This is a genomic window from Azoarcus sp. DD4 (genome assembly GCF_006496635.1).
Classification (GTDB): Bacteria; Pseudomonadota; Gammaproteobacteria; order Burkholderiales; family Rhodocyclaceae; genus Azoarcus.
This window is the reverse complement of sequence record NZ_CP022958.1, coordinates 4310985-4332746: the sequence shown is the minus strand read 5'-3', so window position 1 is coordinate 4332746 and position 21762 is coordinate 4310985. Positions and strand designations below refer to the sequence as shown.

The window sequence follows — 21762 nt, the reverse complement described above, 5'->3', positions numbered from 1 at the left end:
CCCAAAACCTGAAGAGGCAGTCGCGCTTTTGTCCGGCCGCCTGGGAGGGCCTTCCAAAACAAAAGGCGGGGCTTGCGCCACCGCCTTTCCGGTCGGGTCTTCGCCGGAGCGAATGGGCCTCTGCTTCAGCTCTTGCCGACTTCGACCTGCGTTTCCACCTTCTGGCGCAGGCGGATGTGCAGTTCGCGGAGCTGTTTCTCGTCGACTTCGCCCGGGGCGTTGGTCAGCAGGCACTGGGCACGCTGCGTCTTGGGGAAGGCGATGACGTCGCGGATGGATTCGGCGCCGGCCATCATGGTGACCACGCGGTCGAGACCGAACGCAAGGCCGCCGTGCGGCGGCGCGCCGAACTTGAGCGCGTCGAGCAGGAAGCCGAACTTGACCTGCTGTTCTTCGGCGCCGATGTTGAGCGCCTCGAATACCGTGGCCTGCACGTCGGCACGGTGGATACGCACCGAACCGCCACCGATTTCCCAGCCGTTCAAGGCCAGGTCGTAGGCCTTGGCCAGGCACTCGCCCGGATTGGTCTTGAGCAACTCGACGTGCTCGTCCTTGGGGCTGGTGAAGGGGTGGTGGCAGGCGGTCCAGCGCTTGTCGTCCTCGTCATACTCGAACATCGGGAAGTCGACCACCCACAGCGGGCGCCAGGCGTCGCCGGTGACGTAGCCCTTTTCATGGCCGAGCTTGATGCGCAGCGCGCCGATGGCGTCGTTCACCACCTTGGTCTTGTCGGCACCGAAGAAGATGAGGTCGCCGGACTGGGCGCCGGTCCGCTCGAGCACGCCGCGCAGCGCGGCTTCGGAGAGGTTCTTCACGATGGGCGACTGCAAGCCGGCTTCGTTGGGCTGGCTGACGTCGTTCACCTTGATGTAGGCCAGGCCCTTGGCGCCGTAGATGGCGACGAACTTGGTGTATTCGTCGATCTCGCCGCGGGTCAGGGTGGCACCGCCGGGGACCCGCATCGCCGCCACGCGACCGCCGCTGTTGGCCGGGCCGGAGAAGACCTTGAAGGCCACGTCCTTCATCAGGTCGGTGACTTCGGTGAGTTCCAGCGTGACGCGCAGGTCCGGCTTGTCCGAGCCGTAGCGGCGCATCGCTTCAGCGTAGGTCATGCGCGGGAAGGGCGCGGGCAGCTCGACGCCGAGCGATTCCTTGAACACGAAGCGGATCATCTCCTCCATCAACGCGGTGATCTCGGTTTCGTTGAGGAAAGAGGTTTCGATATCGACCTGGGTGAATTCCGGCTGGCGGTCGGCGCGCAGGTCCTCGTCGCGGAAGCACTTGGTGATCTGGTAGTAGCGGTCGAAGCCGGCCACCATCAGCAGCTGCTTGAAGAGCTGCGGCGACTGCGGCAGCGCGAAGAACTGGCCCGGATGCACGCGCGAGGGCACCAGGTAGTCGCGCGCGCCTTCCGGCGTGCTCTTGGTGAGCATCGGCGTTTCGACGTCGATGAAGCCGGCGCCGTCGAGGAAGCGGCGGAAGGCCATCGCCACCTTGTAGCGCAGCATCAGGTTCTTCTGCATCTGCGGGCGGCGCAGGTCGATGACGCGGTTGGTCAGGCGGACGGTCTCGGACAGGTTCTCGTCGTCGAGCTGGAAGGGCGGTGTGGCCGAGGTGTTGAGCACCTCGATCTCGTGGCACAGCACTTCGATCTCGCCGGAGGTGAGGTTGGTGTTCTCGGTGCCGGCGGGACGGCGGCGCACCTTGCCGGTCATCTTCAGCACGAATTCGTTGCGCACCGATTCGGCGGTCTTGAACATGTCGGGACGGTCCGGGTCACACACCACCTGGACGAGGCCTTCGCGGTCGCGCAGGTCGATGAAGATTACCCCGCCGTGGTCGCGGCGGCGGTGGACCCAGCCGCACAGGGTAACGATCTGGTCGAGGTCGGCGGCGGTGACTTGGCCGCAGTATTGAGTTCGCATGGTGTGGTTTCCGACTGTTCCGCGCGGCCCAACTGGCCGTGCGGCGTGGTGTGTGACGTTTATTCGTTGAGGAGGGCGGGGCGTTCGGTCGGTTTGCGCACCGGCGGTGCAACCACGCCCATTGAGATGATGTATTTCAGGGCTTCGTCCACGCTCATGTCGAGCTCGACGACGTCGGCTGCCGGCATCATCAGGAAGAAGCCGGAGGTCGGGTTGGGCGTCGTCGGCACATAGACGCTAACGAAGTCGCCGTCGAGGTGATGGGCGGCATCGCCCCCCGGTTTGCCGGTGAGGAAGGCGATGGTCCAGGAGCCTTCACGCGGGTACTGCACCAGCAGCGCCTTGCGGAAGGCCTGCCCACTGCTGGAAAAAAGCGTGTCGGAGACCTGCTTGACGCTGTAGTAGATGGACTTCACCACCGGGATGCGGGCGAGGATGGCTTCCCAAAGTTGCACCAGCTTCTGGCCGAGCACGTTGGCGGCAACAAGCCCCGTGACCAGCAGGATGAGGATGCTGAGCAGCACGCCGATGCCGGGGATGTTCATCCCGAACATGCTCTGCGGCTGCATGCCGTTGGGCAGCCAGAGCAGGATCTGGTCGAGCGTATTGATGATCCACGCCAGCACCATGAAGGTGATGGCCAGCGGAATCCAGATCAGCAGGCCGGTGATGAAGTACTTCTTCACTGAGCGCGCCGGTCAGGACGGGTGGCAGGCGCAGCTGCCGCCGCATCCGGCCGCCGGTGCGCTGTCGCTGCTGGCGGCCGGCTTGGAGCTGCCGCCCTTGAAATCGGTAGCGTACCAACCGCTGCCCTTGAGCTGGAAGCCGGCGGCGGAAAGCAGCTTGGTATAGCTTTCCTTGCCACAGGACGGGCAGGTGGCGAGCGGTGCATCGCTCATCTTCTGCAGGTGTTCCTTCTGGAACCCACAGCTTTCGCAACGGTATTCGTAAATGGGCATGACGACCTCCGGCAAGGCAAGTGCGCAAGTCTAACGCAATGCAGCATAAGGAAAAAGCGACAGCCGTCCGGCGTGCGCGCGGCAGCGCACCGTCCCGGACTGCTGCGCAGCAGATGAGGGTGGGCGCCCGGTTTTCAAGTCACCCGGCGCAGCCGGTCAGAAGGCGCCGAGGTACTGTGCGGTGATCCTGTCGCCCCAAAGCATGGCCACAATACCGGCTACCGCCAGATACGGGCCGAAGGGAATGGGTACGTTGCGGCCATGGCGGGCAAGCAGTATCAGTGCGATCCCGACGATGGCTCCGACCAGGGATGACAGCAGGATGGTGAGCGGCAGCATCTTCCAGCCCAGCCAGGCGCCAATTGCACCGAGCAGCTTGAAGTCGCCATAGCCCATGCCTTCCTTGCCGGTTGCGAGCTTGAACAGCCAAAAGACCGACCATAGCGACAGATAGCCCGCCATTGCGCCAATGACAGCCGACGGCAGTGCGGAGAAGGTTGAGCCTAGGTTGAAGGCCAGTCCGAGCCACAGGAGGGGAAGTGTGAGTTGATCCGGCAACAACTGGGTGTCGAGATCGATAAAGGCCAGCGCGATCATCGTCCACAGGAACAGCAAGGCACCGATGGCGGCGACGCTGAAACCGAAGTGCCAGGCGACGTAGCCGGAGAGGGCTGCACTCAAGCCCTCGATGATGGGGTAGCGGCTGCCGATGGAGGCTCCGCAGTGGCGGCAGCGGCCACGCAGCACGAGGTAGCTCACCACCGGGATATTCTCGATCGCTCCGATCAGGTGGCCGCAATGCGGGCAGCGCGAACGCGGCGTAGCGAGGTTGAAGCGCTCCTGTTCGGGTATGGGGTCTCCACGCAATTCGGCAGCCTGGGCATGCCATTCGCGCTCCATCATCCTGGGCAGGCGATGGATGACGACATTGAGGAAGCTGCCGACAAAAAGCCCGAGAAGGGCTGCAAGCGTACAGAAGGCGACCGGGTCGCGGAGGTAGTCGGGCATGGGGCAGGGGTGACGCTGCGACCGGCCTCAGCCAGTCGCAGCCATATCAGACGACGGAGCCGAGCTTGAAGATCGGCAGGTACATGGCGACGACCAGACCGCCGATGACGGTGCCGAGGAAGACCATGATGAGGGGTTCGAGCAGTTGGGATAGGCCGGCAACCGCTTCATCCACTTCCTGTTCGTAGAAATCGGCAACCTTGGCGAGCATGGAATCGAGCTGGCCCGACTCCTCGCCGATGGAAACCATCTGCACAACCATGGTGGGGAACACGCTGGTGTTCTGCATGGCCACCGTCAGGCTGGTGCCGGTGCTGACCTCGTTCTGGATCTGTTTGGTCGCGGTGAGGTAGATGTAGTTGCCTGCTGCGCCGCCAACGGAGTCGAGCGCTTCGACCAGCGGAACCCCTGCCGCGAACATCGTGGACAGGGTGCGAGCCCAGCGCGCGACCGTCGCCTTGCGGATCACGTCGCCGATGACCGGAAGCTTCAGGACGATGCGGTCCACCGCGATCTGCATTGCCGCCGAGCGTTTGTAGATGAAGGAGATGCCGACGATGATGCCGATGATGGAGCCGAATATGAGGTACCAGTATTCGGTGAAGAAGTCGGACATCGCGATCACCATGAGCGTCGGGGCAGGAAGGTCTGCGCCGAAACTGGTGAATACGTTCTTGAACTCGGGGATCACGAACAGCATCATGACCGCGACGACAAGCGCCGCGACGACGACGACCGCGATCGGATAGAACAGCGCCGACTTGATCTTGCCCTTGATGGCGAGGATCTTTTCCTTGTACGTGGCGATGCGGTCGAGCAGGCTGTCGAGAATACCGGCCTGTTCGCCCGCGCCGACCAGGTTGCAGAAAAGCTTGTCGAAATACAGCGGGTGTTTGCTGAAGGCCTGCGACAGGCTTGAGCCGGTCTCCACGTCGGTGCGCACTTCGTTCAGCAGGCGCGCCAGGCTGGGGTTGCCCGACCCCTTGATGCCGATGTCGAAAGCCTGCAGGAGCGGCACGCCGGCTTTCATCATCGTGGCAAGCTGGCGCGTGAAGAGCGCGATGTCCTTGTCGGTGATCTTGTGGCCGCGGGACAGCTTCTGCTTCCTCACCTTGGTGACCGTGACGCCCTGGCGGCGCAGGGTGGCCTGGACGACGGTGTCGCCCGTCGCGCGCATTTCGCCGCGGACGATCTTGCCGGTCTTGTCCTTGCCCTCCCAGTTGTAGAGGTCTTCCTTCGGGCCGGTCGTCGTGCGCTGAGGGGCGCGGGCTGCTGTCGCCATGAGTAGGGATTCCCGTTATTGCTTTATTCGTTGGTGGAGGCGAGGACTTCTTCCAGCGAAGTGACTCCCTGCTTGACCTTCAGCAGGCCGGACTGGCGCAGGTCGCTGACGCCCTCGCGCTTGGCTTGGGCTGCGATGTCCATCGAGTTGCCGTTGGTCATGATGATATGTGCAATCTCTTCAGTGACCGGCATGACCTGATAGATGCCTACACGTCCCTTGTAGCCGCTGCCCTTGCAACGATCGCAGCCGACCGGGCCATAGGGTTGCCAACTGCCGTCGAGGTCTTCTTCGCTGAAACCGGCCTGCAACAGTGCCTCGATCGGGATGTCCACCGGCTTCTTGCACGAGCACAGGCGCCGGGCCAGCCGTTGGGCAGTGATCATGATGACCGACGAGGCGATGTTGAACGGGGCGACCCCCATGTTCTTCAGGCGTTCCAGCGTGGTGGGGGCGTCATTGGTGTGCAGCGTGGATAGCACCAGGTGGCCGGTCTGCGCTGCCTTGACCGATATCTCGGCCGTTTCCAGGTCGCGGATTTCGCCGACCATGATCACGTCCGGATCCTGGCGCAGGAAGGCGCGCAGCGACGCGGCGAAGGTGAGGCCGGCCTTTTCATTGACGTTGACCTGGTTGATGCCGGGCAAATTGATTTCGGCCGGATCCTCGGCGGTGGAGATGTTTACGCCCGCCTTGTTGAGCAGGTTGAGGCAGGTGTAGAGCGATACAGTTTTGCCCGACCCGGTCGGGCCGGTGACGAGGATCATGCCGTATGGGCGTTCGACGGCGTCGAGCAGGGCCTTTTTCTGCTCGGGCTCGTAGCCGAGGGCATCGACACCGAGCATGGCAGAGCTAGGATCGAGAATACGCATCACGATCTTCTCGCCGTGCAAGGTCGGCAGTGTGGAAACGCGGAAGTCGATGGCCTTGTTCTTGGACAGGACCAGTTTCATCCGGCCGTCCTGCGGAATGCGTTTTTCCGAGATGTCCAGGCGCGAGATGACCTTGATGCGGGCGGCGATCTTTTCCTTCAGGACCAGTGGCGGCTGCGCGATCTCGCGCAGTATGCCGTCGGTGCGCACGCGGATCCGGTAGTACTTTTCGTAGGGCTCGAAGTGGATATCGGACGCGCCTTCGTTGATCGCGTCTATCAGTACCTTCTGGATGAACTTGACGACAGGGGCGTCGTCGACCTCTGCGCTGCTGTCCTCGCTGACCTGTTCTCCCGCAGTGTCCTGCTGCAGGAGATCCATGTCGAACTCTTCGCCGGTCAGATCCTTGAGCGTCTGCTCGGTCGACTCGGCAAGGGTGTCGGCAAGCTTGCACAACTTGTCGACCTCCACCACGATGAGATCGACCTGCAGCCCGGTCTGGAAGCGGATTTCGTCGAGCACCCGCATGTTCGATGGGTCTGCGACGGCAAGGGTGAGGCGGTTCTGGCGCTTGCCGAGCGCGACCACCTGATGCTTGCCCATCAGCTTGCGGTCGACCGCGTCGCGCGGGATCGAGGCTTTGTCGATGGCGCCGATGTCCAGCAGCGGGTAGCCGAACGTTTCGGCTGCGAAGCGTGCGATGTCGCGTGTGCTCATCAGACCGCGTTGTGCGATCTCGAGCAGGAAGGCGTTGCTTGATCCAGTACTTTTGGGTGAACAGGACAGGACGTCGGCCTCACTCAGCCGACCATGCTGGATCAGTGCTCGGGCAAGCCCGCTCAGTGCGGTCTGGGGGTTTGCTGCCATGTCCCACTCTTAACTAACTGACATGGAATCTTGCACGCCGCGTCCGGCCTTGTAAAGAGTGGCGAGTGCGCGGACGCGGTGGGCACTCGGGGCTCAGCTCGCCCGGTGCAGCAGGACTTCGATCACGAAACGGCTGCCGACGTAGGCCAACATGAGCGCTACGAACCCGGCGAGGGTCCAGCGCAGGGCGATGCGGCCGCGCCAGCCGCGCAGCCGGCGCCCCGTCAGCAGGGCGCCGAACAGCAGCCAGGATACGACGGCGAATACTGTCTTGTGGTCAACGCGGAACGCGGTTCCGAACAGGCTCTCTGAAAACATCACGCCGGAGGCGAGCGTGAAGGTCAGTAAAACGAAAGCAATACCGATGAGACGGAACAGCAGGGCCTCCATCGTCAGCAGTGGAGGCAGCGTTGAAAGTATCCGTGAAAGGCGGGCGTCGTGCAGGCGGCGTTCGGCGAAGGCCATCAGCATCGCGTGCAGCGCCGCGAGAGTGAACAGGCTGTATGCCAGCATCGCAATGATGAAATGGACGCGGAAGGCCGGTGATCCCGCGTTGGCCAGCACATGCTGACCCGGAAACAGCGCCGGAATCAGGCTGGCGACCGCGCCCGCCGGCATCGCCAGTGCGTGGAGCCCGCCCAGGCGGGTATAGAGGGTTTCCACCCAATAGAAGCAGATTGCCAGCCAGACCATCAGCGACAGGGCCACGCCGAATCCGAAGCGCATCTCCTCGCCCGGGAAAAGGGCGCGGTGGAGGGCAATGCCGTGGACTGCGAGTGCTGCCAGCAGCACGATCCGCTCGTAGGGCGTCATGTTCTGGCGCGACTTCGGGTCGGCGGCCTGGGAGCAGTTGTGCCAGAACCAGACGCTCAGGCCAGCGTAAAGCGAGGCAGGGATGAGATGAAGTAGAATCGGGGGCATAGATCTGCGCAGTTTACTCCAAGTCACCCCCGGTCGAAGGCCTCCCAAAACATGCTCGACAATCTTACCCAACGTCTTTCCAAGGTCGTCAAGACGCTCCGTGGCCAGGCCCGCTTGACCGAAGACAACATCCAGGAGGCGCTGCGCGAGGTCCGCATGGCGCTGCTTGAGGCCGACGTGGCCTTGCCGGTGGTCAAGGACTTCATCGCCAAGGTCAAGCTCAAGGCTGTCGGGCAGGACGTGGTCGGTTCGCTGACGCCGGGCCAGGCGCTGGTCGGGGTCGTGCACGACGAACTCAAGGCGCTGATGGGTGGGGCCAACGAAGGGCTCAACCTCGCAACTCAGCCGCCGGCAGTGGTGCTGATGGCCGGTCTGCAGGGGGCGGGCAAGACCACCACCACGGGTAAGCTTGCCAAACACCTCAGGGAGACGCAGAAGAAGAAGGTACTGGTGGTGTCGACCGACGTCTATCGTCCGGCCGCTATCGAGCAGTTGAAGACGGTGGCAGGGCAGGCCGGCGTCGAGTTCTTTCCGTCCAGTATCGAGCAGCGACCGGTCGACATCGCCTTGTCTGCCGTCGACTATGCCCGCAAGCATCACGTCGACGTGCTGCTGGTCGATACCGCCGGTCGCCTTGCCATCGATGAAGCGATGATGGCCGAGATCCAGGCTCTGCATGTTGCGGTCAAGCCGATCGAGACCCTGTTCGTGGTGGATGCAATGCTAGGCCAGGACGCAGTGAATACGGCTCGCGCCTTCAACGATGCCTTGCCGCTCACCGGCGTGGTGCTGACCAAGCTAGACGGCGATGCCCGGGGCGGTGCGGCCTTGTCCGTTCGTCACGTCACCGGCAAGCCGCTCAAGTTCGCCGGCGTGGGTGAGAAGCTCTCCGGTCTGGAGCCGTTCCACCCGGACCGGATGGCAAGCCGCATCCTCGGTATGGGCGACATACTCGGCTTGGTCGAAGAGGCTCGCCGTGGTGTCGATGAGGAGAAGGCCAAGGCCTTTGCCCAGAAGCTCAAGAGTGGCAAGGGTTTCGACCTCAACGACTTCAAGGAGCAGATCGCCCAGATGCGCAAGATGGGTGGCCTGTCGTCCATGCTGGACAAGTTGCCGGCGCAGTTTGCGCAGGCGGCCGGGCAACTGCAGGGCGGTGTCGAAGAAAAGGCGATCGGCCGTATTGAGGGCATCATCAATTCGATGACGCCGGTTGAGCGCGCCAAGCCGGAAGTCATCAAGGCCAGTCGCAAGCGGCGTATCGCGGCTGGTGCTGGCGTTACTGTTCAGGAAGTAAACCGCCTGCTCAACCAGTTCGAGCAGACGCAGAAAGTGATGAAGCAGTTCTCCAAGGGCGGGCTGCAGAAAATGATGCGTGGCATGAAAGGCATGCTGCCGGGAATGCCGCGCTAGACATGCGCAGCATCCTCCTCGCCTTTGGTCGTTCGCTGCGCAGCCTGGCGCGGCGCGACGTGCTGTGGCATCTGCTATGGCCTGGCCTGGCCGCGACCATCCTGTGGGTGGGCATCGGCGTGGCATCGTGGACGACGGTGGTCACCGCCATCATGGACTGGATCGCGGGGCTCAGTTGGGTCGGCTCCTGGCTGAATGCATCGGAAGCCGCTGCCGCAGTGACGCTGATCCTTGTGAAGATCGCCGTAGCCTTTCTTTTTGTGCCGCTGATTTACTTGACGGCTGCCGTGGTGGTGGCAGTGGTGGCGCTGCCGATGATGTTGGAGCGGGTTGCGCGCAAGGATTATGCAGATCTGGAGATGAGGCGCGGGGGCTCGAACCTCGGCAGCGCCTGGAACGCGCTGGCCGCAGGCGGCCTGTTCATGCTTGCGCTGGTGGCGTCCTTGCCGCTGTGGCTGATTCCCGGCGTCGGCCTGGTCGTTTCTGTCCTCTTGGCCGGTTGGCTCAATCAGCGTGCTTTCGGTTACGACGCGCTGATGCTGCATGCCGACCGGGACGAGCTGGCCCGTTTGCCCAAGGCGCTGCGCATGCCGATGTTGGTGCTGGGCGGCAGTTCGGCGTTGCTGGCATATGTTCCGGTGCTCAACCTGGTGGCGCCGGCATTTGCTGGTCTGGCTTTTGTACACTTCATGCTTGAGGCTCTGCGTCGCGAACGTGCAGCAAACGGCGTGGTCATCCTCGATCCGGCGCCTGCCACCAAATCCTTGCCACGGACGGTCGAATGAACTTCGGTGCGCTCATCATCGGCGACGAGATCCTCTCGGGGCGTCGCAGCGACAAACATCTCGCCAAACTCATCGAGTTGCTCGCAGCGCGAGGACTCAAGCTGAGCTGGGCGCGCTACGCCGGTGACGATAGGCCGCGCTTGATCGAAACCCTGAGGCAGACTTTCGCGACCGGCGACGTCGTATTCAGTTTCGGTGGCATCGGTGCCACGCCGGACGATCATACCCGCCAGAGTGCGGGTGCTGCACTGGGCCTGGAGATTGCGCTGCACCCCGAGGCCGAGGCCGAGATCCGTGCCCGTTTTGGCGTGGAGATCACCCCCGAGCGCCTGCAGATGGGGGTGTTCCCCGTAGGAAGCGAAATCATCCCGAATCCCTACAACCGCATCCCCGGCTTTTCGCTGAGCAATCATTACTTTGTCCCTGGCTTTCCGGTGATGGCCTGGCCGATGGTGGAGTGGGTGCTCGATACCCGCTATGCCCATTTGCATCACGCCGAAGACTACGTCGAGCAGGCGATTACGGTGTGGGATGCCTACGAAGGGCAATTGATCGATCTGATGCGCGAGATCACCGCTGATTTCCCGGGCGCGACCTTGTTCAGCTTGCCGACGATCGCCGGGGAAGGCGAACGCCGTTCGATCGAGCTGGGCATGAAAGGCCCGGCGGCGACAGTTGCGGATGCGATGAACCGCATCAAATCGGTTGTGGGCGTTCGCGGTTACGCATGGGACGACAAGGTCTGATCGGCGCGGCACCCCGTGCTGCGACCGAAGAGCCACACACCCTCGTGATCGAGGGGAAGTCCGTTGTGCTGACACTACGGCGCTCAGGGCGCCGTTCATTGGCTTTGCAGGTAGATGACAGGGGTGTGCGCGTCGCGGTGCCGCATGCTACGCCGCTGCCCGCGGTCGAACGATTTGTTCGGGGCCACGGCCGTTGGTTGCTCGATCGCCTGGCGGCCCGGGATGCCCGCGGACAGGCCACCCGTCTTCCCTTGGGCGAAGGTGCCGAGTTTCCCCTGCTCGGCGGTATCGCCTCGTTGAGCTTAGTGTCCGGTGGGCGACAAGCGACCTGGAGAACGGCTGCCGATGGCCGGGCAACCTTGTGTGTGCCACGCCTGCCGGATCCTGCGCCGCTGGTGGTGCGGGCTTTGCGGGCGCGGGCTTTGGCTTGGTTTGGTGGTCGCGTCGAGGAGTACTGCTACCGGCTTGGGCTACCGGTGCCGACGGTGAGGTTGTCGTCGGCGCGAACGCGGTGGGGCAGCTGCAGTCGCTTGAGCGGAATACGTCTGCACTGGCGGCTGGTGCATCTGGAACCGGCGCTGATCGACTACGTGGTTGCCCACGAGGTGGCTCATCTGCTTGAAATGAACCATTCCCCGCGCTTCTGGGCCGTGGTCGAACAGCTTTATCCGGGTTGGCGGGCAGCACGGCAGCGCCTTCGCGAGGCAGCGGCACGACTTCCGTTGATCGAAAGCGGAGCCGAGACTGAATTCCAACAAGAGGACTGAACGATGAGAATGCTGCATACGATGTTGCGCGTCGGCAACCTGGAGCGCTCTATCGCCTTCTACACGGAGGTGCTTGGCATGCGGCTGCTGCGCCGACATGACTATCCCGACGGAAAATTCACTCTCGCTTTTGTCGGCTATCAGGACGAGACCGACGGGGCCGTGATCGAGCTCACCCACAACTGGGGTGTGGAACAGTACGAACTGGGCAATGCCTACGGCCACATCGCGCTGGAAGTTGCCGACGCGAAGAAGGCCTGTGACGACATCCGTGCGCGCGGTGGCAAGGTGGTGCGCGAAGCGGGACCGATGAAGCACGGCTCTACGGTGATTGCTTTCGTCGAGGATCCGGACGGCTACAAAGTCGAGTTGATCGAGCACGGCACGCACGGCCGTTGATGATCGCGGGGGCTTAGTCGTCGCGAAACTGCGCGCGGATCGTGATGACTTCGTCCCAACCTTGTAGGAACGCATCCACGCAGGCCGGCTCGAAATGGCTACCGCGACCACTGCGCAGCAGCGCGATCGCCTTGTCGAACGGCCAGCTTGGTTTGTAGGGCCGCTCCGAGGTGAGGGCGTCGAACACGTCCGCAACCGCGACGATCCGCCCTGACAGCGGAATGGTGTCGCCGGCGAGGCCGCCCGGGTAGCCGCTGCCATCGAACTTTTCATGATGCGTCAGTGCGATCTGCGCGCCTAGCTGGACAATGCGGGAAGACGAGTCCTTGAGGATGTCGTGCCCGATGCTCGGGTGACGTTTCATGATCGCGAACTCGTCCGCCGTGAGCCGGCCGGCCTTGAGCAGGATCTGGTCGGGGATGCCGAGCTTGCCGACGTCGTGCATCGGGGCGGCCTGCATGATGGCGTCCGAGAATTCGGCATCGCAACCCATGCGGCGCGCAATGAGCGCCGCATAGTGCGACATACGCTGGATGTGCGCGCCCGTTTCGGGGTCGCGAAACTCGGCGGCTCGTGCCAGGCGGGTGATGGTTTCGCGTTCGCGCGTGTGGATCTCTGCCGTCGCCAGTCGCACGGCCTCCGCCAGGGTCTCCGCGCGCTGCTGGGTTGCGAGATGAGCCTCTCTCAGCTTGAGCATGTTGCGTACGCGCGGTTCGAATTCGTGCAGGTCGATCGGCTTGATGAGAAAGTCGTTGGCACCGCTTTCCAGCGCTTCGTAGCGCGTTTGGCGCTCGCTGTTTGCCGTGACCATGAGGATGGGAACGTCGTCCCTGTCGTGGCAGGCACGTACGCGGCGGATGAACTCGAGTCCATCGAGATCCGGCATCATGTAGTCGACGACGATGAGGTCGGGCTCGTTGTCCTGGCACCAGTTCAACCCGGCCTTTGGGTCTGAAAATGGCAGAGCACGACAGCCCGGCAGGCGCCGGACCATGGTTTCCATCAGGGTCAGATTCAGAGGCGTGTCATCGACGATGACAATCAGCATCGCGGCGCTCGAGTGCGGAGATGGCGCTAGTATCCATGACCGCCGATGCGGCGCGCCAGGACTTTTTCCCCGGTTGTGCGGGGCGGCCGAGATCGAACCCCGGTGACGACGCTGCTGCAAGAGTATGGTGGTGGGCCCTGCGGGACTCGAACCCGCAACCAAAGGATTATGAGTCCTCTGCTCTAACCGATTGAGCTAAAGGCCCAGCCGTGCCCCCGTCGGGCGACGGGGGAGGGGACAGGATCAGGCGTCGCTGTCGAGGAAGCTGCGCAGCTTCTCGGAGCGGCTGGGGTGGCGCAGCTTGCGCAGCGCCTTGGCTTCGATCTGACGGATACGCTCGCGGGTGACGTCGAACTGCTTGCCGACTTCTTCGAGCGTGTGGTCGGTGTTCATTTCGATGCCGAAACGCATGCGCAGCACCTTCGCCTCGCGCGGGGTGAGCGAGTCGAGCACTTCGGCCGTGGCATCGCGCAGGCCCGAGTACATTGCGGCTTCCGCCGGAGCCAGGGTGGCGGTGTCCTCAATGAAATCGCCCAAGTGAGAATCGTCGTCGTCGCCGATCGGCGTTTCCATTGAGATGGGCTCCTTGGAGATCTTCATGATCTTGCGGATCTTCTCCTCCGGCATCTCCATCTTTTCCGCCAACGTGGCCGGGTCGGGTTCTGCGCCGGTCTCCTGCAGGATCTGGCGGCTGATGCGGTTCATCTTGTTGATCGTCTCGATCATGTGCACCGGAATGCGGATGGTGCGCGCCTGGTCGGCGATCGAGCGTGTGATGGCCTGCCGGATCCACCAGGTGGCGTAGGTCGAGAACTTGTAGCCGCGGCGGTATTCGAACTTGTCCACCGCCTTCATCAGGCCGATGTTGCCTTCCTGGATGAGGTCGAGGAACTGCAGGCCGCGGTTGGTGTACTTCTTGGCGATCGAAATCACCAGACGCAGGTTGGCCTCGGTCATCTCGCGCTTGGCGCGGCGCATCTTGGCTTCGCCGGTGGACATCTGGCGGTTGATGTCCTTGAGTTCCTTCAGCGGGATGCCGATCTTGTCCTGCAGGTCGATCAGTTTCTGTTGCACTTCCAGGACGGCAGGGTGGATGCGCATCAGACCTTCGGCGTAGTTCTTGCCGGCGGCGATTTCGTCCTTCAGCCAGTCGATGCTGGTTTCCTGGCCCGGGAAGACCTTGATGAAATGCTGGCGCGGCATGCCGGCGCGGTCCACGCAGAGCTGCAGAATCTGCCGTTCGTGCGATCGTACCTGTTCGACCATGTGACGCACCGAGTCGCACAAACGCTCGATCGCCTTGGCCGTGAAGCGGATGTTCAGCAGTTCGTCGGAAATCTGCTGTTGGTTGGCAAGATAGACGAGATCCTGCGAACCCTTTTTGGCAAGTGCCGCCATCATCGCGTCGTAGTGCTCGCGGATGACGGCGAAGCGGGCCAGTGCGTCGGTCTTGAGCTGGAGGAGCGAGGCGGCGTTGGCGCTGTCGCCGCCGTCACCGTCGCCGTCTTCCTCGTCGTCCTCGACGTCGGCCTCCTCGTCGGCGGCTGCCGACTCTTCCTCCGCCTCGGCGAGTGCGGCTTCTTCTGTGGCCGCGTTCGGGTCGATCAGGCCGTCGACGAGTTCGTCGATGCGGATCTCGTCCCTGGTGACCTTGTCTGCGGTCTCCAGCATCTCCGCGATCGTGGTCGGGCAGGCCGAAATGGCCTGGACCATGTGCTTGAGGCCGTCTTCGATACGCTTGGCGATCTCGATTTCGCCTTCGCGGGTCAGCAGTTCGACCGTACCCATTTCGCGCATGTACATGCGAACCGGGTCGGTGGTGCGGCCGAATTCGGAGTCGACCGACGAAAGCGCCTGTTCGGCTTCCTCTTCGGCGACATCTTCGTCCACCGAGGTGGCAACGCTGTCCGACATGAGCAGGTCTTCCGCGGCCGGAGCCTCGTCGAAGACCTGGATGCCCATGTTGTTGAAGGTCGCGATGATGCCTTCGATCTGCTCGGCATCGGCGACATCGTCGGGCAGGTGATCGCTGATTTCGGCGTAGGTGAGGTAGCCGCGCTCCTTGCCGAGCGTGATCAGCGTCTTCAGCCGTGTGCGGCGCACTTCAGCGTCGAGTGGTGCGACCTCCGGGCTGTCGACGACCAGGGCGGTCTTGTCCTTGGCTTTGGAGACACGTCCTTTCGGGTTGTCCTTGCGCGAATCCTTGGCTTTTTCGCGTGCCATGGCACTCCTCGAATCTGTGGCAGATGAGAACGGGAAACAGAAAATTATACTATAAATCTGAGACTTTGCCTACGTTGACGAGGTTCCGCCGTTCGAGCAGCAGTTCGCTCAGCCGGTGGCGCTCGGTCGCTGACAGGCTGCCTGTCTTGGCAGCCTCCAGCAGCTCGGTGATCTCTCTCGTTACAGCATCGGCGCCGAGTTTGCGCAAGGCGTCTTCGAACAGTGTCTCGACGACGTTATCGTCGAATTCGGTGTCGATCAGTTCGATGGCGATGTGGGCGAGCGTTTCTCCATGGGGTGTGTCGCGGAAACGTTCTATCAGTGCGCCCAGTCCGCCTGAGGGGAGAGGCTCGCCAAGGCTGACGAGATCGATGATTGCGATGAGCGCGCGGCCTTCGGGGTTGTCGGCGGGAATCAGGTCGACGGGGAGGCGTGCGGCCCAGTTCGGATGATGAACGACAAGTCGCAGCAGCGTGCTGCTGGTGGAGGGTGCGCGACGGCGTCCCTGGGCGCGCGGCGGTGCTGCTTGTCTGTCGAAGCCTCGCTCGCCGCGGGGGGTATCCCGCCATTGCGGTTCGCGCTGTGTTCGGGTGTTGCTGGCGGATTGCAGGCCGAACGCATGCTCGACTTCCTTCTGGGTGAGGCCGCTGGCGTCGGCGATCATCTTGACGAGCTGGAGTCTGAGCAGCGGCGCGGCGACCCGCGTCACCAGCGGTTTGGCTTCGTGCACCAGCCTGGCGCGCCCCTCTGGTGTTTCGAGGTCGCATTGCTCGGTCAGCTCCTGCATCAGGACGCGTGCTAGCGGCGTGGCGTTGGTGGCGGCGTTGCGGAAAGCGTCGGCGCCTTTGTCTCGAACGAAGGAGTCGGGGTCGTGCTCGGTTGGCAGGAAGAGAAATGCCAGGGTGACGTCGTCACGCAAGGCTTCCAGTGCGTTCTCGAGGGCGCGGCGTGCGGCGCGGCGGCCCGCGCTGTCGCCGTCGAAGCAGAAGACGATGCGGTCGGTTTGTCGCAGCAGTGTCTGGATGTGATGGGGGGTCGTGGCGGTGCCAAGTGTTGCAACGGCGTTCTCGATGCCGAACTGGGCAAGGGCCACGACGTCCATGTAGCCCTCGACGACCAGCGCGAATCCGGCGTCGCGAATGGCTTTCTGGGCGAGGAACAGTCCGTAGAGCTCGCGGCCCTTCTCGAACAGCGGGGTCTCCGGCGAGTTCAGGTATTTCGGTTCGCCGCTGTCGAGGACGCGGCCGCCGAACGCGATGACGCGGCCGCGGCGGTCGTGGATGGGGAAGATGATGCGGTTGCGAAAACGGTCGTAGCGCCGCCCTTGATCATTGTCGATGACGAGGCCGGCGTCGGCGAGGTGTTTGGCTTGGTAGTCAGGGAAGATGCGCTGTAGCGCCTGCCATTCGTCGGGTGCATAGCCGATGTTGAAGCGCGCCGCGATCTCGCCGCTGAGGCCGCGGCGCTTGAGGTAATCGATGGCGGCGGGAGCGTTCTTGAGCTGTTCGCGGTAAAAGCGCGTCGTTGCGCTCATTGCTTCGAGCAGGCGTTCGGTGTCGCGATCGGGCTGGTGACTGGCCTGCTTGCCGTCGTCCGGAACCTGGACGCCGGCCTGTGCGGCGAGTTCCTTTACCGCCTCGACAAAGCCGAGGCCGCTGTACTCCATCAGAAACCCGATTGCGCTGCCGTGTGCACCGCAACCGAAGCAATGGTAGAACTGCTTGGTCGGGCTGACTGAAAAGGAGGCGGATTTCTCGCCATGGAAAGGGCAGCAGGCGAAGTAGTTCGCTCCGCCCTTTTTCAGGGGGAGATAGCGTTCGATAACATCGACGATGTCGATGCGAGAGAGTAGATCCTGAACGAAGGACTGGGGGATCATCGAAAAAAATACGGCGCCGGGCGGAAACCGTTCTGGTTTCCGCCCGGCGCGCGGGCTACTGGATCAGCGAGTGCTGGATCAGTAAAGCTTCGGCGGCAGCATCTGGCTGCGCAGGCGCTTGTGATTGCGCTTCACTGCGGCAGCGAGCTTGCGCTTGCGCTCGGCGGTGGGCTTTTCGTAGAACTCGCGGGAGCGAAGCTCGGTCAGCACACCGGTCTTCTCGATGGTGCGCTTGAAGCGGCGGATCGCAACTTCAAACGGCTCGTTTTCCTTGACGCGAATACCGGGCATTGCGTACTTCCTTGAGTGTCTGGTGAGCGGAAAGTGCGCGAGTTTACCCCCAGTTCGCAATGCACGCAAGATGACTGGAGAGAAAATCGGTCGGGCCGGGTAGAATGGCGGGCGGCTTTGTATGGGTGGTGCATGAGAGTACTCGGAATCGAAACGTCTTGCGATGAGACTGGCGTGGCTATCTACGACACGGAGACTGGTCTGCTCGGGCATTGCCTGCATTCGCAGATTGAACTGCATGCGGCGTATGGCGGTGTGGTGCCAGAGCTGGCCTCGCGCGACCATATCCGCCGGCTGCCCTTGCTTCTGAAGCAGGTGCTGTCGGAGACGGGGCTCTCGGCCGGCGATATTGATGGCGTTGCTTACACGGCGGGGCCAGGTCTTGCCGGCGCCTTATTGGTCGGTGCCAGTGTGGCAGAAGCTTTTGCGTTGTCCGCCGGCGTTCCCGCGTTGCCGGTTCATCATCTCGAGGGGCATCTGCTGTCGCCGTTGCTGTCTGCGAATCCGCCGCAGTTTCCGTTTGTCGCGCTGCTGGTCTCTGGTGGGCACACGCAGTTGATGCGCGTGACGGATGTCGGCGACTACGAATTGCTCGGCGAATCGTTGGACGACGCGGCGGGGGAGGCCTTCGACAAGACCGCCAAACTGCTGGGTCTTGGCTACCCGGGCGGTCCTCAGTTGGCGGCCCTGGCAGAGGGAGGTGTCGCGGGAAAGTTCAGGTTGCCGCGTCCGATGCTGCATTCGGGCGATCTGGATTTCAGTTTCAGCGGTCTGAAAACGGCGGTACTTAATTGTGTTTCGGGCGGCAGCTGGCGGGGCGAGCAGGCCGCGGACCTGGCTGCGGATTTCCAAGAGGCGGTCGTCGACGTGTTGTGTGCCAAGTCGATGTCGGCCCTGAAGCAGTCCGGATTGAACGCGCTCGTGGTTGCCGGTGGGGTTGGGGCCAATCGCCGCCTGCGTGAGCGCTTGGACGAGGCCGCGCGCCGGCGGCGTTGCCGTGTCTACTATCCCGAGCCGGCGCTATGTACCGACAACGGTGCGATGATCGCATTCGCTGGTGCATTGCGGCTGGCGGTCGGGGAGCGCGGTGATGGTCCGGCAATTCGCATTCGGCCGCGCTGGGTCTTGAGTGAATTGAAACCGCCGCACTGAGGTCATTTCTTTTTCTTGTCGCCGATGCGCCCCTCCGTGCCGTCACGCAGGCGCCGAATATTGGCAGCGTGGCGCCAGATCAGCACTGCCGATATTGCGCTCAGGACACCGATGGTGGCCTGTTCGTCGAGGAAATACAAACCGGCCACCGGGGCGCCGAGAGCGGCGGCGAGAGCGGCTGCGGACGAATACCGGCTGATCAGCGCGACGACCAGCCAGATTGCAAGGCAGGTCAATGCGACGCCGCCATGTATGCCGGCCAGTACCCCGAGCGCGGTGGCTACGCCCTTGCCGCCATTGAAGCGGAGAAAGACCGAGAAGACGTGGCCGAGAAAGGCGGCAAGGCCGGCGAGTGCTGCGTCGAATGCACTGAAGCCGAGTTGCTGCGCGGCCCAAACCGCCAGCCAGCCTTTAAGGCAGTCGCCTATCAAGGTGGTGATCGCAGCGCCCTTGTTGCCGCTGCGCAGAACGTTGGTTGCCCCCGGATTGCCCGAGCCGTAGCGGCGAGGGTCTTCAAGGCCGAAGGCGCGGCTGGAAACGATGGCGAAGGGAATCGAGCCGAGCAGATAAGCGACGAGCAGAAGTGCAACGAGGGGCATCGTAGATCCGGGAGTTTGCTGGAATGGGGGAGCGGGCGCCCGCTTGCGTCCAACGGGCCGTGCTTCCGGGATAGAATCGCTGCGATTCTAATCGGGAAGCAGCATGGATTTCATCTTCATCGAGGAGTTGCGGGTGCAGGCATGGGTGGGGATCTACCCGCGGGAGAAGGCCGCGCCCCAGACCGTGGAGCTCAACCTCACCTTTGGCGTGCCCGACGCGGCTGCGGAGCACGACGATATTGCCGATACCATCAATTACGCAGAAGTGATCGAGCGCATCCGCAGTGAATTGGCCGGGCGTCATTTCAATCTGATCGAAACGCTGGGGGAGTTCGTCGTCAAGCTTCTGTTCGACGAGTTCGGTGCGCCATGGGTAAAGATACGTATTGCGAAGATCGGCGTGATGAAGGGCGTCCGCCGCGTTGGTGTATTCATTCAGCGTGGCAAGGACGGTATTCACCTGCCTGCGGGCACGATCTGATTGCCGGATTGATCGTGCGCGGCCCGGGGATAATCGAAGGAATTGTCACTCCCCAGAAATGAGAACGCCACCCTTCAGGGTGGCGTTCTCGTGGTGCGGGAAGGTTGGTCTTGCGCAGGAGCGGGCGGCTGCTCCTGGCGCACTTCGATCAGACCGCCAATTCTTCGATCGACTTGCCTTGAGCCAGCCAGTCCAGTGCCCACTGCGGCTTACGACCACGGCCACTCCAGCCAATACCTGGTTTTTCAGGGTGGCGGAACTTGATCGGCGATGCCTCTTTCTTCTTGGGGCCTGTTTCGCGCGTACGCTTCGCTGCGGGCTTCTTTTCTGGGGCTGCGGTGGGCGTGGCGCCGAGCAGGTCGCTCAGCGACAAGCCTTCGTCGGCAGCCATCTTCTGCATTTTCTTGAGCAGGTCGCGGCGGGTGGAATCGCTACGCCGGCGGATCTCGGCTTCAACCTTGGATTGAAGGCGGCGCAGTTCGGTCAGCGACAGGTTTCCAAGTTCCATTCTTGCTCCCGGTGAAAACCGCGGTTCGTGCGCGGTGATTTGAATTCTCTTGTTGCGCTTGCGTATTTTCGCTGAATTGAAATTCAATTACTGACGGTAAGTTACCCTAAATGAAAACCGGGTGCAAATCGTGTCAGGGCAAGGCGGCCTGGACGAATTCCGGTTTGAGGCAGCGGACGATGTCGTGAGGGTGAATGCCGACGAGGTAGCCGCGCCGTCCTCCGTTGATGTAGATGAGTGGAAGGTCGAGAATTGATTTCTCCATATACACCGGCATGGGCTTGCGCGTCCCGAAAGGGGAGGTGCCGCCAACGAGATAGCCCGAGTGCCGGTTGGCAATTTCCGGCCTGCAGGGTTCGATGCGTTTGTGCCCGGTCTGGCGCGCGAGCTCCTTGGTGGAAACCTTGCGGTCGCCGTGCATCAATACGATCAGCGGATTAGCGTTCTCGTCTTCCATGATCAGCGTTTTGATGACTGCATGTTCGGGGACGTTCAATTCCCGCGCCGACACTGCCGTGCCGCCGTGTTCTTCGTAGGTATAAAGGTGATTCGAATGTGCGATTCCGTGTTGCCGCAGAAATCGCGTTGCCGGCGTCTCCGGCGCATGATTGGAGTTCTTGCTCATGGGATGACCTGATCGAAAGGGCGCGCGCCGGATGGGCTGCATTCAGCTTCGCGGGTGATGCACCTGGTGTAGTTGTTTGAGCCTTTCTCGGGCTACATGGGTGTAGATCTGGGTGGTCGATATGTCGGCATGCCCGAGAAGCAGTTGCACGACCCGCAGGTCTGCCCCGTGATTAAGGAGATGGGTGGCAAACGCATGACGTAGCGTGTGGGGCGATATGCGGTCGGCCGGGATGCCTGCTTGCGGCGCATATTGCTTGATGATGCGCCAGAACATTTGTCGGCTCATGCCGGCTGCCCTGCGGGTGACGAAGACCTCGTCGCAGACCTTGTTGCCGAGCAGGGTGGGGCGGGCGTTCTTGAGGTAGCGGGCCAGCCACTCGAGTGCGATTTCACCGGTTGGAACCAGGCGCTCCTTGCTGCCCTTGCCCATGATCTTGACGGCGCCGTCGGACAGGCTGACAGCAAAGAGCTTCAGTTCGACCAGTTCGGATACGCGCAGCCCACTGGCGTAGAGCAGTTCCAGCATGGCGCGATCACGCAGGCCCAACGGCGTGTCGACATCAGGCGCGGCAAGCAATGCCTCGACTTGCGCCTCGGACACGCTGCGCGGAAACCGCTCGGTCGGTAGCGGTGCGTCTAGCAACTGGGTGGGGTCGGTGGTGCCCTGACCGTTAGCCATCAGGTAGCGGTAGTAGCGGCGCCAGGCCGACAGGAGGCGCCGCTGACTGGCCGGTTTGGCGCGGCGGCTGAATTCCGCAAGATAGGCGCTCAAATCAGTATTGCTGGCGGCCTTGAGGTCGGTGCCGCGCTTCTCCAGCCAAGCGGCAAATAGCGCGAGGTCGCTGCGGTAGCTGGACAGTGTATTGCGGGACAGGCCGTGTTCCAGCCACATGGCGTCGCAGAACGCGTCGAGTTCGCCGCGGGTGTTGACGGGCAGAAACTGTTCGACAGCGGTCATGGAAGGGATGGGCCGGGAGGTGGGTGCGGCGAGGCCCGAGGACCCCGCCGACCCG

General features: G+C 62.7%; 22 protein-coding genes and 1 tRNA gene. 7 read left to right on the top strand and 16 right to left on the bottom strand.

All coding sequences use genetic code 11. The features are described 5' to 3' along the window. Positions 1 to 125 precede the first annotated feature (125 nt). The 7 genes from aspS to CJ010_RS19945 all read right to left on the bottom strand — a co-directional run bounded on the left by aspS (position 126) and on the right by CJ010_RS19945 (position 7834). Positions 126 to 1925, bottom strand: a complete 1800-nt coding sequence (gene aspS / locus CJ010_RS19975) for an aspartate--tRNA ligase (protein WP_141019676.1) — start codon at positions 1923 to 1925, stop codon at positions 126 to 128. Between the two features lie 59 nt (positions 1926 to 1984). Further along, entirely contained in the window at positions 1985 to 2611 is a 627-nt protein-coding gene (locus CJ010_RS19970) for a DUF502 domain-containing protein (protein ID WP_141019675.1), read from the bottom strand. Positions 2612 to 2623: 12 nt separating this feature from the next. After that, positions 2624 to 2884, bottom strand: a complete 261-nt coding sequence (locus CJ010_RS19965; protein WP_141019674.1) for an FmdB family zinc ribbon protein — start codon at positions 2882 to 2884, stop codon at positions 2624 to 2626. Positions 2885 to 3040: 156 nt separating this feature from the next. Continuing rightward, the gene (locus tag CJ010_RS19960; RefSeq protein WP_141019673.1) at positions 3041 to 3892 is read right to left on the bottom strand and encodes an A24 family peptidase; all 852 of its coding nucleotides are present in this window, start codon (positions 3890 to 3892) and stop codon (positions 3041 to 3043) included. 46 nt (positions 3893 to 3938) lie between these two features. Continuing rightward, positions 3939 to 5174 carry a type II secretion system F family protein gene (locus CJ010_RS19955; protein ID WP_141019672.1) on the bottom strand — a complete coding sequence of 412 codons (1236 nt, stop codon included), beginning with the start codon at positions 5172 to 5174 and terminating at the stop codon, positions 3939 to 3941. A 23-nt stretch (positions 5175 to 5197) separates the two neighbouring features. After that, positions 5198 to 6913 carry a type IV-A pilus assembly ATPase PilB gene (gene pilB / locus CJ010_RS19950; RefSeq protein ID WP_141019671.1) on the bottom strand — a complete coding sequence of 572 codons (1716 nt, stop codon included), beginning with the start codon at positions 6911 to 6913 and terminating at the stop codon, positions 5198 to 5200. Between the two features lie 93 nt (positions 6914 to 7006). Continuing rightward, positions 7007 to 7834, bottom strand: coding sequence for an inner membrane protein YpjD (locus CJ010_RS19945; RefSeq protein WP_141020791.1), 828 nt, complete (start codon positions 7832 to 7834; stop codon positions 7007 to 7009). A gap of 51 nt (positions 7835 to 7885) precedes the next feature. Here CJ010_RS19945 and ffh point away from each other — a divergent pair, with 51 nt between their 5' ends. Genes ffh through gloA form a run of 5 tightly spaced genes read left to right on the top strand, consistent with a single transcriptional unit; the run spans position 7886 to position 11941 of the window. Beyond that, a complete protein-coding gene (gene ffh / locus CJ010_RS19940) occupies positions 7886 to 9244 on the top strand; it encodes a signal recognition particle protein (protein WP_141019670.1) in 1359 nt (452 codons plus the stop codon). Between the two features lie 2 nt (positions 9245 to 9246). Beyond that, positions 9247 to 10029 carry an EI24 domain-containing protein gene (locus tag CJ010_RS19935; RefSeq protein ID WP_141019669.1) on the top strand — a complete coding sequence of 261 codons (783 nt, stop codon included), beginning with the start codon at positions 9247 to 9249 and terminating at the stop codon, positions 10027 to 10029. Continuing rightward, positions 10026 to 10775: a molybdopterin-binding protein gene (locus tag CJ010_RS19930; protein ID WP_141019668.1), complete on the top strand. Its 750-nt coding sequence runs from the start codon at positions 10026 to 10028 to the stop codon at positions 10773 to 10775. The genes CJ010_RS19935 and CJ010_RS19930 overlap by 4 nt, the downstream gene beginning before the upstream one ends. Continuing rightward, complete coding sequence (locus CJ010_RS19925; protein ID WP_141019667.1) at positions 10757 to 11542, top strand: M48 family metallopeptidase; 786 nt, start codon at positions 10757 to 10759, stop codon at positions 11540 to 11542. Before CJ010_RS19930 ends, CJ010_RS19925 begins: the two co-directional genes overlap by 19 nt. A 3-nt stretch (positions 11543 to 11545) precedes the next feature. Further along, positions 11546 to 11941 (top strand): lactoylglutathione lyase, encoded by a 396-nt coding sequence (gene gloA, locus CJ010_RS19920; RefSeq protein WP_141019666.1) that lies wholly within the window; start codon positions 11546 to 11548, stop codon positions 11939 to 11941. 13 nt (positions 11942 to 11954) lie between these two features. On the opposite strand, the gene CJ010_RS19915 is transcribed toward gloA, so the two are convergent. The 5 genes from CJ010_RS19915 to rpsU all read right to left on the bottom strand — a co-directional run bounded on the left by CJ010_RS19915 (position 11955) and on the right by rpsU (position 17382). Then, positions 11955 to 12989, bottom strand: coding sequence for an HD domain-containing phosphohydrolase (locus tag CJ010_RS19915; protein WP_141019665.1), 1035 nt, complete (start codon positions 12987 to 12989; stop codon positions 11955 to 11957). 128 nt (positions 12990 to 13117) lie between these two features. Then, positions 13118 to 13194 (bottom strand) — tRNA-Ile (locus CJ010_RS19910). A 38-nt stretch (positions 13195 to 13232) separates the two neighbouring features. After that, a complete protein-coding gene (gene rpoD, locus CJ010_RS19905) occupies positions 13233 to 15212 on the bottom strand; it encodes an RNA polymerase sigma factor RpoD (protein ID WP_141019664.1) in 1980 nt (659 codons plus the stop codon). 49 nt (positions 15213 to 15261) lie between these two features. Next, positions 15262 to 17091, bottom strand: a complete 1830-nt coding sequence (dnaG, locus tag CJ010_RS19900) for a DNA primase (RefSeq protein WP_141019663.1) — start codon at positions 17089 to 17091, stop codon at positions 15262 to 15264. A gap of 78 nt (positions 17092 to 17169) precedes the next feature. Then, the gene (gene rpsU / locus CJ010_RS19895; protein ID WP_004260978.1) at positions 17170 to 17382 is read right to left on the bottom strand and encodes a 30S ribosomal protein S21; all 213 of its coding nucleotides are present in this window, start codon (positions 17380 to 17382) and stop codon (positions 17170 to 17172) included. A gap of 132 nt (positions 17383 to 17514) precedes the next feature. Between rpsU and tsaD the strand changes: the two genes are divergently transcribed. Beyond that, positions 17515 to 18534, top strand: coding sequence for a tRNA (adenosine(37)-N6)-threonylcarbamoyltransferase complex transferase subunit TsaD (gene tsaD, locus CJ010_RS19890; protein WP_141019662.1), 1020 nt, complete (start codon positions 17515 to 17517; stop codon positions 18532 to 18534). Between the two features lie 2 nt (positions 18535 to 18536). On the opposite strand, the gene plsY is transcribed toward tsaD, so the two are convergent. After that, positions 18537 to 19133, bottom strand: a complete 597-nt coding sequence (gene plsY / locus CJ010_RS19885) for a glycerol-3-phosphate 1-O-acyltransferase PlsY (RefSeq protein WP_141019661.1) — start codon at positions 19131 to 19133, stop codon at positions 18537 to 18539. Between the two features lie 103 nt (positions 19134 to 19236). On the opposite strand from plsY, the gene CJ010_RS19880 reads away from it, so the two are divergent. After that, positions 19237 to 19614 carry a dihydroneopterin aldolase gene (locus CJ010_RS19880; RefSeq protein WP_141019660.1) on the top strand — a complete coding sequence of 126 codons (378 nt, stop codon included), beginning with the start codon at positions 19237 to 19239 and terminating at the stop codon, positions 19612 to 19614. 148 nt (positions 19615 to 19762) lie between these two features. On the opposite strand, the gene CJ010_RS19875 is transcribed toward CJ010_RS19880, so the two are convergent. The 3 genes from CJ010_RS19875 to xerD form a co-directional block, all read right to left on the bottom strand. Further along, positions 19763 to 20122 carry an H-NS family nucleoid-associated regulatory protein gene (locus CJ010_RS19875; RefSeq protein WP_141019659.1) on the bottom strand — a complete coding sequence of 120 codons (360 nt, stop codon included), beginning with the start codon at positions 20120 to 20122 and terminating at the stop codon, positions 19763 to 19765. A gap of 133 nt (positions 20123 to 20255) precedes the next feature. Then, positions 20256 to 20747 (bottom strand): Cys-tRNA(Pro) deacylase, encoded by a 492-nt coding sequence (gene ybaK / locus CJ010_RS19870; protein WP_141019658.1) that lies wholly within the window; start codon positions 20745 to 20747, stop codon positions 20256 to 20258. A gap of 42 nt (positions 20748 to 20789) precedes the next feature. After that, positions 20790 to 21707, bottom strand: coding sequence for a site-specific tyrosine recombinase XerD (gene xerD, locus CJ010_RS19865; RefSeq protein ID WP_141019657.1), 918 nt, complete (start codon positions 21705 to 21707; stop codon positions 20790 to 20792). Positions 21708 to 21762: the final 55 nt, after the last annotated feature.